This window comes from Gardnerella phocaeensis (assembly GCF_048545075.1).
GTDB classification, from domain to species: Bacteria; Actinomycetota; Actinomycetes; order Actinomycetales; family Bifidobacteriaceae; genus Bifidobacterium; species Bifidobacterium vaginale_J.
This window is the reverse complement of record NZ_JBKQXS010000001.1, coordinates 571,705-589,467: the sequence shown is the minus strand read 5'-3', so window position 1 is coordinate 589,467 and position 17,763 is coordinate 571,705. Positions and strand designations below refer to the sequence as shown.

Sequence of the window (17,763 nt, the reverse complement as noted above, 5' to 3'; positions counted from 1 at the left end):
CGATTGCAATGTTGTAAACAATATTGCTCATAATGTTGCAAGCAAACTTTATTTGCAATGTTGTTAAGCTATTGTCGATTATAATTCTATGCTTTTGATTTTTGCTTTTACTATTATTTTTGGTCTTATTCTTGATCTTCGTCTACTTCGATTGCATTGCTTTCTTTAGTAATAAAGTTTCTGAATGCAAATACGATAATTCCTAATAATGCAACAGCAGCACACATAAGAGATATGTTTGCAAATCCAGACGAAATACCAGAAGCACCCGTTATAGAATCTCCATTCAACATGTTTTTATCTAATATTCCGTCAAAAATTACTACACCAACAGACGCAGAAACACTAATAGCTAAATCATTCATTCCGCACCCTCTGCCAGATTCTTCAACTGGAAGAGAAGAAAGAATTGTTGAAGCAAGTGGAGAATACACCATTCCACAACCTGCATAATAAACACATGCACACAAAGCTATAGCTAAGAATCCAGAATTTATTAATACTGCAATACCAATCCATCCGCAAAGTATAAACAATATTGCTAATAATAAACTCGTTTTCCTTCCTATACGACTAATTATTAAGCCTGAGCATGAACCGAATATTGCAGCAACAATAAAAGCCCAAACTAAATAAGAAGCTACTTGTGAAGTAGTCATGTTATATAAAGTTTTTCCAACTCTATTGAACAGTGGGCTTATGCAATAATTCGTGAAGTATATTATGCCCATCAAAATTATGCCAGAAAGCCAACGAATATTCTTAAAGAAAGCTGGCGTAACAAACGGCTCTTTAGCTTTACTAATGTAAATACCAAAAATTATAAACAATATAATTGCTGAAATAAGCATCAACAAGTTTCCGTATGAAATGAACAATGTAAGAGATGCAACAGCAAATCCAAAGACTGTAAAACCAACAACATCAATTTTTTTACCGTTGCCATTTTTTGTTGGCAAATAATGTAATAATGACGGCAATATTAGAATAGTTAATGCTGGAATTAAGAATAAATATTGCCAAGCAATAGAGCTTAACAATCCTGCTGAAAACACTCCAATACATGCAGAAAGCTGATACGATGCTGTAAATAATCCGAAGAAGATAACTTTCAAATCATTTCGCAAATATTTTGTTGCAATTACTAAGAATGATGAACCTGCTACTTGTTCACCAGTTGTTTGCATAATACGGGCAGCAATAACTGTCCACAAATTTGGTTCAAAACAAGAATTAGCTACAAATCCAAAAACTGAGCCTATAAACAAAGATGTTAATCCAATAGTTACAAGCTTTTTTAATGACACAAAGTCGCCTAAAGAACCATAAATAAAGCATACGATTCCTAAAATAATGCCAGGTAAACCTGTTATAAGGGGCGCTTGATCAACAGCTTTCACATCTATACCAACTTGTTTATAAACAAGATTGAAACCTTGCAAGCACAAAGTGCTAATAACAAATGTAATAAGCAGTAGTATTAACGCACGGACAGCAACCTTATCGCGCATTTCTGGGTCATCATAAGGATCCACAGAAGAACAATCAATTCGTTTAGTCCCAATCATCACCGTCTTACTCCCCTGCCACAGCCTAATAATTCCAATATTTATGCAGAAAACTACTGCAAATAAATCAATCTGCCATAACAATCTAAGTTAATCGCAACAAATTCTTCGCGCGTAGCTACTCAATCGGATAATTCTACAGTTTGATAGTTACAATCAACAATAAAAGTTAGGAACAATTTTAAAAAATAATCATAATAATAAAATGATTCGCATATCACTTATAATGTAACAAGCTAAGTAGGAGGAAACATGGTGCAGAGAAGAAAGAAACATGATTCTATTCATGTCAACCTAAATAGTGAACATAATAGTGGTACTCATCACAATAAAAACAACAGTTCATTAAAGCATAAGTTTTACTCCAATAAAATTTTACGAAACATTATTATTGCTGTCATAGGCATTGCTATTATCATTCCTGTTGTTCAGTGGATACGTTGGGAGCAGACTGTTTCTGATCTTCGCAACAAACAAGAACAACTTGTGTCACGCTTTGATTTTAATCCAGGAAATATTATTTCTGATTCTCAATTTTTTGACGATAACGCAATGAGTAAAGATGAAGTACGCAATTTTATACGCAAAAAAGGAGCAAAATGCACTGGTAAAAATTGCTTAAAAAATGCGTACTTTAATACTCACACTATTCCTGCCGATTCACTATGTTCAAAGTATCAAGGTGTAAGCAAAGAATCTTCTGCAGACATAATATACAAATCAGCAAAAGCATGTCATATCAGTCAACGAGTACTACTTACAATGCTGCAAAAAGAACAACATCTTGTAACAGACACTGATCCTAGCGATTTCCAATACAAATCAGCTATGGGATTAGATTGTCCAGATGATTCTCATTGCAACCCACGTTTTGCAGGATTCTTTAAACAAGTAATTGGTTCTGCAAGAAGATATAGATATTATCTTCTTCATAACGATCAATATAACTACCACCCTAACACGATTAACACAATTCAATATTCGCCAAATAAATCATGTGGATCTAGCAATGTTTATATCGAAAATAAGGCTACTGCATTACTTTATATCTATACTCCTTATCAGCCAAATATAGAATCGTTAAAAGCTGGATACGGCGAAGGAAATTCGTGCTCAGCATATGGAAATCGCAATTTTTCATTGATTTACTCTGCATGGTTCGGAGATCCTCGCAAATAATATTCATTAGATCGACATAGGAATACAATCTCGGTGTATAAGCGTCGAGGTATACTTAAATGCCTAATTTTTGGCACAATTGGTTGCGGTATTTTACGAAGAATGGATGCGTATGTCTACCTATTCCTCACAACTTGGCGAAGAACAACAAGCTGTTGACCGAGCTTATAGCCGTCTAGATGATTTGCGTAATACTATTCGCGCGCGCTTAGACGCTGTGCGCGCGTCAGGTTCGCACGGTTCACCAACACAGCGCACAGAGCGCGACTCATTCGCAACCATGTACGAAGATCGTCTTACACAATTACGAGCTGTTGAAGATCGTCTTGTTTTTGGAAGGCTTGATAACACAGAAGGCATTAGGCGATACATTGGTCGCATTGGTTTGCTTAGCGAAAACCATGATCCTATTCTTACAGATTGGCGCGCTGAGGCTGCACGACCTTTTTATGAGGCAACCCCTTCGCATCATGGCGATATTGTTATGCGTCGTCATATTACACTCCGTTTCAGAGACGTTATTGGTGTTGAAGATGAAGTACTTGACATACATTCTGATGAAATAGGAAAAGCTTCACAACAAGGTACTCTTACTGGCGAAGGAGCACTGCTCGCATCTTTAGGTTCTCGCAGAACCGGCAAAATGACTGATATTGTTGCCACTATTCAAGCAGAACAAGATCGAATTATTCGCGCTCCTCTTGATCACACTATTGTTGTACAGGGAGGTCCTGGCACAGGAAAAACAGCTGTTGCTTTGCACAGAGCAGCATATTTGTTGTACACTCACAGGCGCAAACTTGAGCGTTCAGGAGTTCTTATTGTTGGTCCAAGTTCGGCATTCTTGCGTTATATTGATCAAGTACTCCCTTCTCTTGGTGAAACAGGTGTAGTAAGTAGAACTATTTCCGACTTAATTCCTGGAATTTGTGCTACAGCTGAAGATTCTCCATACGCAGCAAAATTAAAGGGAATGTATCGTATGCGAACAGTTATTGCGAATGCAATTGCCGCTCGTATTCGCGTTCCTAAAAATCTTCCAACAATTCATGTTGGAGGATTTAGTATTCCTCTTCTAAAAGAAGATATTGAGATAGCTCAATCAGATGCTCAACGAACTCACCAGCCTCACAACCAAGCGCGAAATACTTTTATAAAAACCGTGCTCAGCATATTGAAAAATCGTTATTTGGAAAAACTTGATTATGTTCCAGATCAAGCTGAATTAAACGATATAACTTCTCAACTTCGCCTTGACGATAAACTGCGCATTACTTTAAATCTTGCATGGTTACCTATGACTGGAGAATGGCTTATTGACCAACTTTTTGCTAAACCTGACAAATTACGCACATACGCACCTTGGTTAAGCAACGAAGATATCAACTCACTTACTAGACCAAAAGGCAGCCCGCTTACTCGTTCTGATATTCCATTACTTGATGAAGCTATGGAATTGCTTGGTCCTGATCCAAAACTTGAGGCTCAAAGATCTGCAGCACAGGCAAAAAAACTTGAAGAACAGCAATTTGCAGCTGACACTCTAGCACAAGCTGGTATTGGAAATGGCATAGTAACCGCCGATATGCTTCTTGATAATCTGCAAGGCGACGATGCAGGAATGCTTGCCCGTAAAGCAGCTTCTGACCGCGAGTGGACATATGGTCACGTAGTTGTCGATGAAGCTCAAGAGCTTACAGCAATGGATTGGAGAATGCTTATTCGTCGTTGTCCTTCACGCTCCTTTACTATTGTTGGCGATGTTGCACAGACTTCTGCGCTCGGAGGAACTCACAGATGGCAGAAGAATATGAATTCTCTATTTGGAGAACCAAATTGGGATCTTTACGAGTTAACAATTAATTATCGAAATCCTAGTGAAGTTTCTGAAGCAGCAAGCAAGGTTGCAACAGATTCAGGATTATACATTTCTACTGTTCATGCAGTTCGCTCAGTACCTGATTCACTTGTATCACAAACGGTTGAATCACAAGATGAACTCGATACTGCACTTGCAGAATCTTGCACAAAACTATTCGAAAAATTTGTCTCTGATGATGGTAGTGGTCGTATTGCAATCATTACTCCTAACAGCATGGTTAGCCATGCTAAAAAGGTTGTAAACCAAGCATTAGAACATGCATTACCTGAAAAATTATGGAATCAGTTAAACAAACAAAATGCCGATGATTGCCAATGCAGCGTTTGCACAGCTGAGGAAGTAAAAGGTCTTGAATATGACGCTGTCATAGTGTTGCAACCTTCTCAAATTGAGCAGGAAGCAGCATCTAGACTAGCTGCTGCAGCCAATCTATATGTTGCAATGACTAGACCAACTCAAAAATTGCATATAATACGCACTAAAGATGACGCAAATTTTGAGAAATAGAACTCAAAATAATGCAAAAGCGCAGGAAATAGATATTCTGCAACAACAATCGATAAAATTATTATCCTTCTGTTTTACTGCGCTTTAAATCTTCAATGGCATGTTCAAAATCTTCAAGACCTGTGAAGTTTTGGTACACACTTGCAAAACGAAGATATGCAACTTCATCTAATTCACGCAATGGCTTAAGAATAGCTTTGCCAACTTCTTCAGATGTAACTTGCGCTAAACCTCGTGCTCGCAAATCAGCTTCTACTCGCATACCAATTGTCTTTAACGCTTCAGCATTAATAGGACGTCCTTGACATGCTTTGCTAACACCGGCAACAACTTTTGCTCGATCAAAAGGTTCAATAGAGCCTGAACGCTTCATTACAAGCAACTGAGTTGTTTCCACCGTAGTAAATCGATTACCACAAACTTGGCATTCACGTCTACGGCGAATAGAGTAACCATCTTCACTGATACGAGTATCTATAACTTTCGTATCAGAATTTTTACAAAAAGGACAATGCATATATTCAGCATACTAAAAAATAGCGAAAAACTACATAATATTATTCACTTTATTCAAATATTTCCGAATATTATACGATTTTATTGTCCATAATCCGAAATACTCCATAAAACACACTGAATATTACATCATCATTTTCAATAAAACTTATCTCATCAGTTTCAATTTCAAATATAGTAATATTTTCCCTTCTCATATTTCCCCCATTTTCATACTATTTGTACTCAATCAACTATTGAGCATCATTTAATGGAACATTAATAGACTGTCCGATTACCAAATCTTCAGAAGAAAGATGATTTAAAGCCATTAAACGCTCTACATTATCTGATATATCACCGTTTTTAGGAGTAATAGTAGCAGCATAATTCCATAACGTATCTCCAGGACGAACTGTATATGTAACAACTCTTTCAGGTATCGCAGAAACAGCAGTCTTTGGCATAAACAATGTACAGAATGTTATTGCTGTCATCAAAAGTACAGCTACACGAAAAACTCTAGTTTTGCGCGCATGCTTATTAGAAACGCAGCGTTTACGAATCAAATAAGTATTTTCTTGCATACCTACTCTAACTTCCCTGCCACTTCTAATTAATGACGTACTCATAACTGTCCTTTCTCCTTCCTTAATCGACTGAACATTTGTTCTATCGAACAGGTGTATTAATAATGACACATTTGTTCGATAGTTGCAACGGCGTGTCGAACAGATGTTTGATTTTTTTAAGAAAGTGCGTTAAAATAGTAAAAGCGAAAGGAGCATCATGAACAACGATGGCACAAATAACGATAACAACGGCATTAATGCTAGCGATATTAACGCAATGTCACTTACTGACCGCCAACGCAATATTATCAATGCCATCCAAAACAATATAAAAATTCATGGATTCCCTCCTTCTTTCCGCGAAATCGGAGAAGCAGTTGGACTTAGAAGCCCATCTTCTGTGAAACATCAATTGCGAACACTTGAAGATAAAGGGATTTTGCGAATTAATGCAAATAAAGGTCGCGCTATTGAAATTCTTGATAATTCAATTGTTAAAAACAATTCAAATAACAAAATTAATGAAGATTCTTCAAGAGTTGCCAACATTAGCGCATATGAATCTGATTCTGTTATAAATTCTAGAGATGTTCCTCTAGTGGGAAGAATCGCAGCAGGAGCTCCAATAACAGCAGAACAGCATATTGAAGATGTAATGCGATTGCCAGAACGTCTTACAGGTACAGGAAATCTTTTTATGCTTGAAGTACACGGCGATTCAATGATTGACGCCGCTATTTGCGATGGCGATTATGTAGTAGTTAGAGAGCAGCATGAGGCTGTAAATGGAGATATTGTTGCAGCACTGCTAGATAACGAAGCGACTGTTAAAACTTTCAGAAATGACCACGGTCACGTATGGCTTATTCCACATAATCCGGCTTACTCTCCTATTGACGGATCACACGCAACTATTATGGGAAAAGTTGTTACAGTTTTGCGAAAAATATAAAACTTATCCACCAACCCCTCAAAAAATATTCTCCCCACTTATTTCAAAATATGGACTAAGTGGGGAGAATAATATTTATAAAATCAACTTATGCAGATTATGAAAATCATGTAACTTACGCAACTTCGCAAGTTACACAACTTACGCAACTTACGCAAGTGGATGTGAATCCTTAATTGTCACTGAAATTTCACGTCCATTTGGAGCCGCATAGCTAACAGTATCACCAGCATGAGCACCCATAATAGCTGCTCCAATTGGAGATTCCGGGCTAATAACGTCATAATCTGTAGCTACAGCAATATCGCGAGAACCAAGAACATAAGTCATTTCACGACCTGCTAGCTCAAGAGTAACCAAAGAACCATTGCCAACAGTGCCATCCTTCGGAGCTTCAAGAATCTTCGCATTACGAAGCTTTACAATAAGCTCATTAATGCGACCTTCATTCTTTCCTTGCTCCTCGCGAGCAGCCTGATAACCACCATTTTCAGACAAATCGCCTTCAGCACGAGCTGCAGCAATACGCTCAGTGATTTCTTCTCGATACTCACCTTCACGATGTGCTAACTCTTCTTTTAGTTTGTCATACGCTTCCTGCGTAAGTAAAATAGTTTTTTCTTCAGCCATTGCTACCTCCTTATCCAACAATCTCTAAAAATAAAAACTATTCGCGCGCAAATAAAATTCACGCTCTTATATCAACGAGTTGAAATAATATCAACAACAAATACCAAAGTGTCTCCGCCGCCAATACCGGCTTGAGGTATGCCACGAGAGCCATAACCATACTCTGGAGGAATAGAAATCAACAAACGAGACCCAACATTATGACCTGGAACAGTGCGATCCCAGCCCTGAATCACTTGACCGACACCAATACCAAAACTAGCTGGAGTATGACGAGCAAAGCTTGAATCAAATGGCTTGTCGCTACCCCAAACCACACCATGATAATTCACAGTTACAGTGTCACCGGCACGAACTACAGGACCATTACCCTCAACTAATTCAACAACTTTAAGACCTGCTGGCGGTTCAGATTCAGGGAACGTCACCGTTGGCGTAGTGCCAAATTCTGCAATCACTTCTGGCATATCTTGTGCCATATTTCCTCCTTTACAAACTCCAAACAGTATAATCTGAACAGTATAACATCTACACAGACAGCTTTTAACCATCCTGCATTACTAAAGCAGCGCATTTTAAATAGTACATTTAAATAAATGCACATTCGAATAAATGCAGTTTAGACTAACACTTCCTAGATTAACCTGTCCTAGATTAGCACTGAAACGTTACGTATGTACATGAAATATACGCATTGTGTATAACTTAGCAAAAATTAATCTCAAAACATCAACAAATTAATGCCGCAATATTAGCAAATTAGCACTCAACAACGTTTACAGCTAGTCCTCCTTTTGAGGTTTCGCGATATTTAGACATCATGTCATGACCAGTTTCTTTCATAGTCTTAATCGCTTTGTCAAGACTTACCATGTGCGAGCCATCTCCAAGCATTGCCATTCGAACAGCATTAATTGCAGTATTTGCAGCCATAGCATTGCGCTCAATACAAGGAATTTGTACCAAACCGCCTACAGGATCGCAAGTTAATCCCAAATGGTGTTCTATACCGATTTCTGCAGCATTTTCAACCTGTTCCGGAGTTCCTCCCAACACTTCACACAATCCTGCAGCAGCCATCGAACAAGCAGAACCAACCTCTCCTTGGCAACCAACTTCAGCTCCAGAAATTGAAGCATTTCGCTTAAATAAGTAGCCAACAGCACCTGCAGCAAGCAAGAATCGCACAACCCCATCTTCATTAGCAGAATCAACAAATCGCCAATAATATTGCAATACTGCAGGAATAATTCCTGCAGAACCATTCGTTGGAGCAGTAACAATACGCCCACCACCAGCATTTTCTTCACTAACAGCGAGCGCAAAAAGATTAACCCACGCAGAGTCTGAACTTTCTAAAGCAGCATCCGAACGACGACGATTATTGCGAAGCATGTCTGAATTTGCAGCTAAGCGCTCATACATGCGAGGAGCTCTGCGAGGCACATCAAGACCTCCTGGCAAAATCGGTTGCTTTGAGTTGCATCCGTTTTCCACACATTTACTCATAACTTTCCAAACATGCAGCAAATAGTTACGCACGTAGTCAGCATCGCCTTCATGCAATGCAAGCTCGTTTTGCCACACAACATCGCTTATTGACATATGCTTTTCTCGGCAAATATTTATAAGCTCGTCGCATGAAGTAAAAGGATAAGGTACAGTGGAATCTTTTGTTTGATTTGAGGAGCTTGCAGCATTATCGCTATTATTCTCGTTATTACTTTCGCTATTATTTTCGCTATTATTCTCGCTTACACCATTCTTACTAGCATTATTTTCATCTTGCTCAGTAACACGCTCATGCAAGCCAACCATTGCATCATCTGCACACCCTTGACGAATAAATCCGCCGCCAATTGAATACCAAACTTGCTCATCGATTTTATTGCCGTCAGAATCAGTTGCAACAAAACGCATTCCATTAGGATGAACAACCATTCGCATCCATTTTTCAAAAATTACATCCTTATCGTAATCAAAAGCAATGGTATGCTCACCTGCGAGCGTTAAAGTGCCAGTTTTTTTGCATTCCTGACGAATAGTAAGCATATGATCAGTATCTACATTATCTGGAAGATTTCCTTCAAGACCTGCAACGCAAGCGCGATCAGTGCCATGACCAAGACCTGTTAAAGACAGTGATCCGTAAAGAGTCACACTTACATGCGCAACGTTTGCAAGAGTACCACTTTTTTTAAGCGATGAAACAAACGAACACGCAGCTCGCATAGGACCTACTGTATGTGAAGAACTAGGACCAACCCCAACTGAAAACATCTCTAAAATACTAAACACATATCTATTGTAAGCATCATTAAGCTCACGTCGACACACTAATTACATTAGAAATATGTTAGATTGTTCACTTCTTACTTTGTTTAGATAACAAGTTTGCTAAACTCACACACACAAACCAGAGGATTGCAGCTAAAACAACAGCTATAAGCATTACAGTAAACGCGCTTCCTGCAGCTGGCACGTGAATTTCGAAGAACTTTGCAGTAAACGGTATAAAAGCTCCAGCAACTCCAACTGCAGCAAATAGCGCAACCATAATTCCTCTCCACGAGCGCAACGGCTTGGCAACGCTTGCAAGCACGAGTATGCCAAGAACAAATACGATTACGGAACAAATACTGCGAGTGGTTGCCAAAGCTTGCACGTTTGAAACAATAAAACGAGATGCTATCAAATTATTTGCAACAACATCGTCAAGATTTAATCCCAAAACTCGCGGAGCTATAACAGCAGTAGCGAGCACAGAAGCAGCTATAGCAAATCCGCTAGGAACAGCAAAACGAACAACTCGCTTCAAGAAACCTGGAATGTATCTACGAGTATTAGGCGCTAAAGCGAGCAAAAATGCTGGAATACCAATAGTTAAAGAACCAATATAAGTAATGTGACGAGGCAAATACGGGAAGTGCAACGCTAGAAGCACAACTCCTGCAGAAATAAGCGCAGAATAAACAGTTTTTACAAGGAACAATCCGGCCACACGTTCCATATTTGCCATCACTTGCCTACCACGAGCTACAACATCCGGCAAATGCGAGAAGAGCGAATCGACAAGAACCACTTGAGCTACAGCTTTTGCAGCAGGAGCAGCATTGCCCATAGCAACACCCAAATCTGCTTCTTTAAGAGCCAAAGTATCGTTCACACCATCACCAGTCATAGCAACCACATGACCTTGAGTGTGAAGCGCCTGAACAATCGCCTTCTTTTGATGAGGAAGCACGCGCCCAAGCACATCCACATTTTCAAGCACTTTAGCCAATTCGTTAATATCTTCTGGCAATTTTCTAGCGTCCATTGCAACAGGCTTGCGATCTCCCGTTAAGCCAACTTTTGCAGCAACAGCAGCAACAGTTGTAGGATTATCTCCCGAAATTACGCGGCAGCGCACACCCTGCTCACGGAACCATTTAAGCGTTTTGCGAGCATCGTTACGAATACGCTCAGAGCAGCGAACTAAAGCAACAGGCTGAGCATTTGCGCAAATAGTAGGAGAATCGCTAAAAGTTTTATCTGTTTCTGTTACGCTACTTACGCTGCTACTTTCGACGTTACTTACTCCGCTACTTTCGCTACTTACAGCACTACTTTCACTACTTACTTTTGCAAGCAGCAGCACGCGCTCGCCTTGCTCGGCATAAGAATTAACTTTCTCTAAAAGTTCATTAGTATTTGCATAATTAATCGCGCTTAGCAACACTTCCGGAGCACCCATATACCAAGTTGCACGCTCTCCACTGCTTTGTACATATTGCACAGCACTCCACTTTCTAGCAGAAGAGAATGGAAGACGGTTAGATACATGCGCGCTAGCTGCAACTCCTTGAGCACCAAGCCCTTCCATAATCGCAACACCTGTTGCGTTCGGATTTTCTTCATTAGATAAGTCAAATAAAGCTTGGTTGGTTTGTAAGTTTGTCTGTAAGTTAGTTTGCAAGTTAGTTTGCAAGTTTGTCTGCAAAGATATTTCGGCACTATTATTATCTAGATTTTCTACACCAACGAATGCAATACCACCGTCGGTTATAGTGCCAGTTTTGTCCAAGTTCAAGCAGTCTACACGCGCTAAAGTTTCTACAGATTCCAACTCCTGAACTAACGTTTGCTTACGCGCAAGTCGCATAGCAGCCACAGCAAAATTAAGCGAAGTAAGAAGAACCAAGCCCTCTGGAATCATGCCAACAACGCCTGCAACAGCAGAAACAACAGCTCCTCTCCAAGCACCAGTTTGCCAAGCTTCAACGAATCCGCCAGCCTTGTGCATTTGCGACCACACAAGCAGCACGCACAAAGGCACCACAACCATCGTCATATACTTCAAAATCGTGTTAATTCCACGGCTTAAGTCGGAAATTGTTTTAGTATAAACTTTCGCTTGCGCTGCCAATTTTGCAGCGTAACTGTGCTCTCCTACGGCAGTAACACGCGTTAAAGCCATTCCAGAAACTGCAGTAGATCCGGAATAAACGTCGTCACCTTTTGCTTTTCGAACTGTAGCAGACTCGCCCGTAAGCATGGACTCATCCATTTCCAAGCCCCACGATTCCAGCACTTTTACGTCCGCTGGAACTTGCTCGCCAGCTCTAAGCCACAAAACATCCCCAAGAACAATATCTTTGTGCGCAATCTCAATATTTTCTCCACCTCTACGCACCATTGCGCGAGCAGCAACCAATATAGAAAGCCTATCCAAAGTGCGCTTTGCTTTTAATTCAGTCACAATGCCAATTCCAGTATTTACCAGAATTACTACACCAAAAACAGCATCCTTCCACGAACCAGTTGCAAGCACGACAACCATTGCTGTGAAAATAATCGCGTTAAACAATGTAAACACGTTCGCGCGCACAATATCCATTAAAGAACGAGAAGTCTGCTTAGAAGTAATATTCACGTCTCCGCGAGAAACTGCTGCTGTAACCTCTTCGTCACTCAAACCAAAAACTTCTACTTTAGGAAGCGCCGCAATAGCGTTATTTTTGCTGCTTTCTGTAGACGCTATCGCATTTTGTTTATTACTTGTCATTTATAATCACTTCCCTACCGTGTGGCGTATTGTCAATTATTGCGCGAACAATGCTTAGCAAAGATGAACACTCAAATTTTGATTTCTTTTTTTTGTTATTTAAAGATTCGCTATTTTTTGATAAATCAGATTCATGAATATTTTTGCCGATTTCACTTCCATCGCCATCAAAATACAAAGTAGCTGCGTATAAAGTTGCGTCTTTTGGCGCTTTTACAGGATTTATTAACGCAACTGGCACTCCAGCATAACGCGCGTATTGCAGCGCAGAAATCCATGCTTTGCTTTCGTTTTGTTTATTGCGAGCGCTGTTATTAAGCTTGTTATTCTCTTTTATATTTGATTGATTATTAACATTATGCGGATCGTCAACGCCTGTTACGTCGAGCGCGTCTATAAGTATTAATGAAACAGGCTGCTCGCTTGCAGCGCGAATAGCTTGCTGAGCAGCTTCGTTAGGATTAGCAACATTTGATATCGGCACATAAGAGGCACTCAATTTTGACGTTTTACAATGCTTCATAACTTCGTCATCAAGCGCAGCTAATTTTGAACCAATTACAAGTAGATGAATATCGTCAATATCCACACCATCGTGAATTATGTCTCCAACGCGACCAGTATTCCCCACAGCTTTACCCTGCGGCTCACAAGCACTCAACGTGCCCAGCGCTAAAGCAGTTACGATAGCAGCCGCAAAAATGGTAATAGCGCGTTTAGAAAACATAAGACTTTTATACCACACCTTCAACATAAGTGGCTGTTTTGGGGTATTTTATACAATTCTACAAATTGTAGTACATTAACCCATTGACACCATATATAACACCACTTATACTTTTATAAACACATCAAATACGCTATTTTACTGGGGAGCTAAATGTCACAATGGGACAAATTACTTAGGAAAATACTTAGCCTATCCAAAGATATGCGATTTGATGAATTGAGAAAAGTATTGGAATCCTACGGATATGAGATGTGCAATCCACGAAGCGGAAGTAGCCATTATACTTTTCGCAAAGAACACGCAAACCCAATAACAATTCCAAAACATGAACCAATAAAAAAGATATACGTAGAAATGGTGAAAGCTGTAGTAGAAGCAGCAGAAGAAGAAAAACAGTAAAAAGTAGGAAATTGGATATGGTAAAAACATTAACAAATAAAACACTCAGCTACTACATGTCACTACCGTATAAGTTGGAAATTGTAAAGGATCCAGACGAAGGCGGATTTGTGTCCTACTACCCTGATTTGCCAGGATGCATAAGTTCGGGAGAGTCCGAACAGGAAGCAGCAGCAAATGCACAGGACGCTAAACACGCTTGGATTGAAGCAGCTCTTGAAAGCAAAATCAACATAAAAGAGCCGTCTTACCATGAGCTGAATGACTATTCTGGTCAATTCAAACTGCGTCTCCCTAAAGAATTACACAGGCAATTGGCTGAGCAATCTCAAGCCGAAGGCATAAGCATGAACCAGTATTGCGTGTATCTTCTTTCGCAAAATAACGCTATTGAACGCGTGCTTGAGCGAGCGTAGAGAATAAATACCTATACTAATTCATAAGCAATTACTTACAAATTAAGGATTTGCTGGCGATTTATCTACAATCACTTGCAATCATCAGTGATTACTTGCAGCGCAATTTCAATACCCCTTCATACGAATATCACTTTATTAAAACATTAATACGTATCACAAAAAACTGTACATATGTGAATGTCACTGTATATAAACTGTATACAAACTTCAGGATTCTACTACGTAATTCATGTTCGTAAAAAGATTAGTGATAGTCATATTGTGAAATAACCACACAACTCCCCACACAACACGCACAGACCTTTGCCGCACTACAAATCTGTTCTATCGGGCAACTGTTCACACTGCTTCATAACAGTTTCAATTGCATGCTCTAAATCGCTAGGGTATTTATACCTCATTAGAAGATGCTTAACACAAGATCGCATTCTAGCGCGTACCGTTTCTTTCTTTTGCCAATCAACAGTGCGATTTTTACGTAATGTTTCTGTAAGCTCTTTTGTAATGGCAACAAGCTGATCATTCTCATAAAAATCTTTTATAGCTTGCGGCTTCGTTAAGGCATCATAAAAAGCAAGTTCTTCATCAGTAAGACCAAGTTCTTTACCAATATTTTTTTCATGCATAATCTGTTTAGCCATATCACATAACTCTTCTATGACCTTTTCGTTGGTAATCATGCCATTAATGTATTTATTCATAATACTTTGCATTATTTCGCTAAACTTTTCAGATTTTACAACATTTGTCTTTCTGTATATGCGAACCTGTTCCGAAATAAGACTTTCCAAAATCTTTACAGCAATATTCTTTTCCTTCATTTTTGAGACTTCACTCATAAATTCAGGATCAAAGATTGAAAAACCTTTCTTAATGTCGGAGAAAAGATTTATAACACCCTCACTTTTAATACTATTTTTAAGAAGATTGTTAATTCTGCTATTCATCTCTTGAAGAGAAATTTTCCTGTTAGCTCCGCTATCACTTATACGAGATAGAATAACGCGTACAGACTCAAAAAATGCTGCTTCAACTCTTAAATCACGCTCAACAATTGACGAGCATAAAGATAATGCTTGATGCAATAGAAGCGCTTCTTTTACAAAATTCTTTAATTCTTTCTCTTTACTTACATCGAGTATAAAATTGACTGCTCCAGAAACAGCTTTTGATCTTTCTAAATTAGTTCCATTAACAAATTTTGAATAATCGTATCCATAAAAAAGATCTTTGCAAATCGACAATTTTTCTAAGAATTTAGGATAAGCAGAATGAGATATATCCATATCCCCATAATTTTCTTTATCTCTTACGGTATAGTCTTTCATAGCCTGCTTCAAAGCAGAAATAATGCCTACATAATCTACTATTAAGCCACCTTCTTTACCTGCAAATACTCTGTTTACGCGCGCAATAGTTTGCATAAGGTTATAGCCCTGCATTGGTTTATAAATATACATAGTTGATAGCGATTGCACGTCGAAGCCAGTAAGCCACATGTCAACAACTATCGCAATCTTCATATCGCTATTGTCATCTTTGAATTCTTCTGCAAGAACCTTACGATGACTTTTATTGCCTATAATTGTTCTCCACTCTTCAGGATCTTTGTTGCTTTCAGTCATCACAACTTTGACTTTTTTATCCCATTGAGGTCTTAATTCAAGAATCTTATTATAAATTTTTATTGCAATTTCACGAGAATACGCAACAATCATTGCCTTGCCTGTTAAAAGATTTTCGCGATAATTCTCATAATGATTAATAATGTCTTTAACAAGTGAGTCTATTGTTGAATCATTACCAAGAATTGCATCAAGAGTTGCAACTTCTCTCTTACTTTTCTCAATAACTTCAGAATCAGCATAATCAGCCATTGCGTCATACTCATTATCAATCATGCGCAAAGTTGATTCATCAAGCTTAAGTTTTACAACTCTACTCTCATAGTAAACTGGAGTTGTAGCACCATCCTCAACAGCTTGAGTCATATCATAAACATCAATATAATCACCGAACACTTCGCGAGTATTCCTATCTTTAGCTTCAATAGGTGTTCCAGTAAACCCTATGAAAGTTGCGTTAGGTAGAGCATCCCTTATAACTCGCGCATTGCCTACTTTAATTTCACCTTCACTGTTTACTTTTTCAGAAAGACCATATTGGCTACGATGCGCTTCATCAGCCATAACAACAATGTTTTTGCGATCTGACAATGGTTCAGAAGATTCTTCAAACTTTTGCATAGTAGTGAAGATAATTCCGTTTGCTTTTCTTCCTTCAAGCAAACTCTTCAAATTATTACGACTTTCAGCATGCTTAGGCTCCTGCCTAAGAAAATCCTTGCACTTAGCAAACTGAGAATATAACTGATCGTCTAAATCATTTCTATCAGTAATAACAACTATTGTTGGACTGTTCAAAGTACGTTGAAGCAAGTGTGCATAAAACACCATAGACAATGATTTTCCACTTCCTTGTGTATGCCAAAAAACACCGCCCTTTCTATCTGTTTCCGACGCACGTTTAGTTGATTCAATAGCTTTTTTAACAGCAAAATATTGGTGGTAGCCAGCTAAAATCTTTATTAATTCACTACCATTTTCTGAAAAGCAAATAAAGTTTTTTATAATATCAAGCAAGCGTTCTTTAGTAAACATGCCTTCAAAGAAAGTATCGAATTGTGCATATTGCGTATTTTCATAGCTTCCATCTTTAGATTTCCAACACATAAAACGATCTTCTTTGGAAGTAATAGTGCCAGCCTTACTCGTAAGCTGATCACTTATAACGCAAATGCAGTTGTATATGAACATGGAAGGAATTTCTTGCATGTAGTTCCTAATTTGCAAATAACCTTCTGAAGCATCAGTGTTTTCTCTAGAAGGAGATTTCAGTTCCATTAAGACTACTGGCAATCCATTAAGGAACAAAATAACATCAGGTCGCTTATTGCTATTTTCAATATATGTCCACTGATTAGCTACAACAAAAGAGTTATTATTCTTATTTTCGTAGTCTGCAAGGTAAATAATATCTGAATGCTCTTCACCATCTTCAAAATATTTTACTTCAACACCATTTTGCAAATAATTCATGAACAATTCATTCTTTTGCACAAGCTCTGCATTCTCAAAGTTCTTGATTTTGCGCAACGCTTCTGATATCGCATGTTTTGATGCACGAGGATTCAGCCTAAACAGAGCATCATTAAGCTCTTCTTCGTATAAAGGACTATGAAAATCACGTTCTAAGTCTGGAGCATATACATACCTGTAACCCATATTTTGAAAAAGCTCTATTATAGAATTTTCATAATCTGCTTCAGTATAGGATTCTGACATGCTTCACACTCCCTCGTATTAGGATTTCTATTATTATCC

General features: G+C 38.6%; 14 protein-coding genes. 5 read left to right on the top strand and 9 right to left on the bottom strand.

What is annotated here, in order from left to right; translation table 11 throughout:
* Nucleotides 1-125 precede the first annotated feature (125 nt).
* Entirely contained in the window at nucleotides 126-1,568 is a 1,443-nt protein-coding gene (locus ACJV2T_RS02575) for an MFS transporter (RefSeq protein ID WP_415686939.1), read from the bottom strand.
* Nucleotides 1,569-1,820: 252 nt separating this feature from the next.
* Here ACJV2T_RS02575 and ACJV2T_RS02570 point away from each other — a divergent pair, with 252 nt between their 5' ends.
* Both ACJV2T_RS02570 and ACJV2T_RS02565 read left to right on the top strand, forming a co-directional pair.
* Entirely contained in the window at nucleotides 1,821-2,747 is a 927-nt protein-coding gene (locus tag ACJV2T_RS02570) for a hemagglutinin (RefSeq protein ID WP_415687788.1), read from the top strand.
* A 112-nt stretch (nucleotides 2,748-2,859) separates the two neighbouring features.
* Entirely contained in the window at nucleotides 2,860-5,136 is a 2,277-nt protein-coding gene (locus ACJV2T_RS02565; RefSeq protein WP_119527506.1) for a HelD family protein, read from the top strand.
* Between the two features lie 61 nt (nucleotides 5,137-5,197).
* Here ACJV2T_RS02565 and nrdR read toward each other — a convergent pair whose 3' ends face one another.
* Both nrdR and ACJV2T_RS02555 read right to left on the bottom strand, forming a co-directional pair.
* Entirely contained in the window at nucleotides 5,198-5,653 is a 456-nt protein-coding gene (gene nrdR, locus ACJV2T_RS02560; protein ID WP_419399037.1) for a transcriptional regulator NrdR, read from the bottom strand.
* 232 nt (nucleotides 5,654-5,885) lie between these two features.
* Entirely contained in the window at nucleotides 5,886-6,263 is a 378-nt protein-coding gene (locus ACJV2T_RS02555) for a LysM peptidoglycan-binding domain-containing protein (protein ID WP_415686942.1), read from the bottom strand.
* Nucleotides 6,264-6,480: 217 nt separating this feature from the next.
* Between ACJV2T_RS02555 and lexA the strand changes: the two genes are divergently transcribed.
* Nucleotides 6,481-7,155: a transcriptional repressor LexA gene (gene lexA / locus ACJV2T_RS02550; protein ID WP_415683582.1), complete on the top strand. Its 675-nt coding sequence runs from the start codon at nucleotides 6,481-6,483 to the stop codon at nucleotides 7,153-7,155.
* 150 nt (nucleotides 7,156-7,305) lie between these two features.
* Here lexA and ACJV2T_RS02545 read toward each other — a convergent pair whose 3' ends face one another.
* The 5 genes from ACJV2T_RS02545 to ACJV2T_RS02525 form a co-directional block, all read right to left on the bottom strand.
* Nucleotides 7,306-7,785, bottom strand: a complete 480-nt coding sequence (locus tag ACJV2T_RS02545) for a GreA/GreB family elongation factor (RefSeq protein ID WP_004110818.1) — start codon at nucleotides 7,783-7,785, stop codon at nucleotides 7,306-7,308.
* Between the two features lie 71 nt (nucleotides 7,786-7,856).
* A complete protein-coding gene (locus tag ACJV2T_RS02540; RefSeq protein ID WP_004107148.1) occupies nucleotides 7,857-8,264 on the bottom strand; it encodes an FKBP-type peptidyl-prolyl cis-trans isomerase in 408 nt (135 codons plus the stop codon).
* Between the two features lie 280 nt (nucleotides 8,265-8,544).
* Nucleotides 8,545-10,065: an L-serine ammonia-lyase gene (locus tag ACJV2T_RS02535; RefSeq protein ID WP_419399036.1), complete on the bottom strand. Its 1,521-nt coding sequence runs from the start codon at nucleotides 10,063-10,065 to the stop codon at nucleotides 8,545-8,547.
* An 85-nt stretch (nucleotides 10,066-10,150) separates the two neighbouring features.
* Entirely contained in the window at nucleotides 10,151-12,832 is a 2,682-nt protein-coding gene (locus ACJV2T_RS02530; protein WP_419399035.1) for an HAD-IC family P-type ATPase, read from the bottom strand.
* The gene (locus ACJV2T_RS02525; protein WP_419399034.1) at nucleotides 12,822-13,586 is read right to left on the bottom strand and encodes a hypothetical protein; all 765 of its coding nucleotides are present in this window, start codon (nucleotides 13,584-13,586) and stop codon (nucleotides 12,822-12,824) included. The genes ACJV2T_RS02530 and ACJV2T_RS02525 overlap by 11 nt, the downstream gene beginning before the upstream one ends.
* 126 nt (nucleotides 13,587-13,712) lie before the next feature.
* Here ACJV2T_RS02525 and ACJV2T_RS02520 point away from each other — a divergent pair, with 126 nt between their 5' ends.
* Together ACJV2T_RS02520 and ACJV2T_RS02515 are read left to right on the top strand one after the other, a co-directional pair.
* Nucleotides 13,713-13,961, top strand: a complete 249-nt coding sequence (locus ACJV2T_RS02520; protein ID WP_415683481.1) for a type II toxin-antitoxin system HicA family toxin — start codon at nucleotides 13,713-13,715, stop codon at nucleotides 13,959-13,961.
* 17 nt (nucleotides 13,962-13,978) lie between these two features.
* Nucleotides 13,979-14,377: a toxin-antitoxin system HicB family antitoxin gene (locus ACJV2T_RS02515; RefSeq protein WP_415683480.1), complete on the top strand. Its 399-nt coding sequence runs from the start codon at nucleotides 13,979-13,981 to the stop codon at nucleotides 14,375-14,377.
* 314 nt (nucleotides 14,378-14,691) lie between these two features.
* Here ACJV2T_RS02515 and ACJV2T_RS02510 read toward each other — a convergent pair whose 3' ends face one another.
* Entirely contained in the window at nucleotides 14,692-17,724 is a 3,033-nt protein-coding gene (locus ACJV2T_RS02510; protein ID WP_419399033.1) for a type I restriction endonuclease subunit R, read from the bottom strand.
* Nucleotides 17,725-17,763 lie beyond the last annotated feature (39 nt).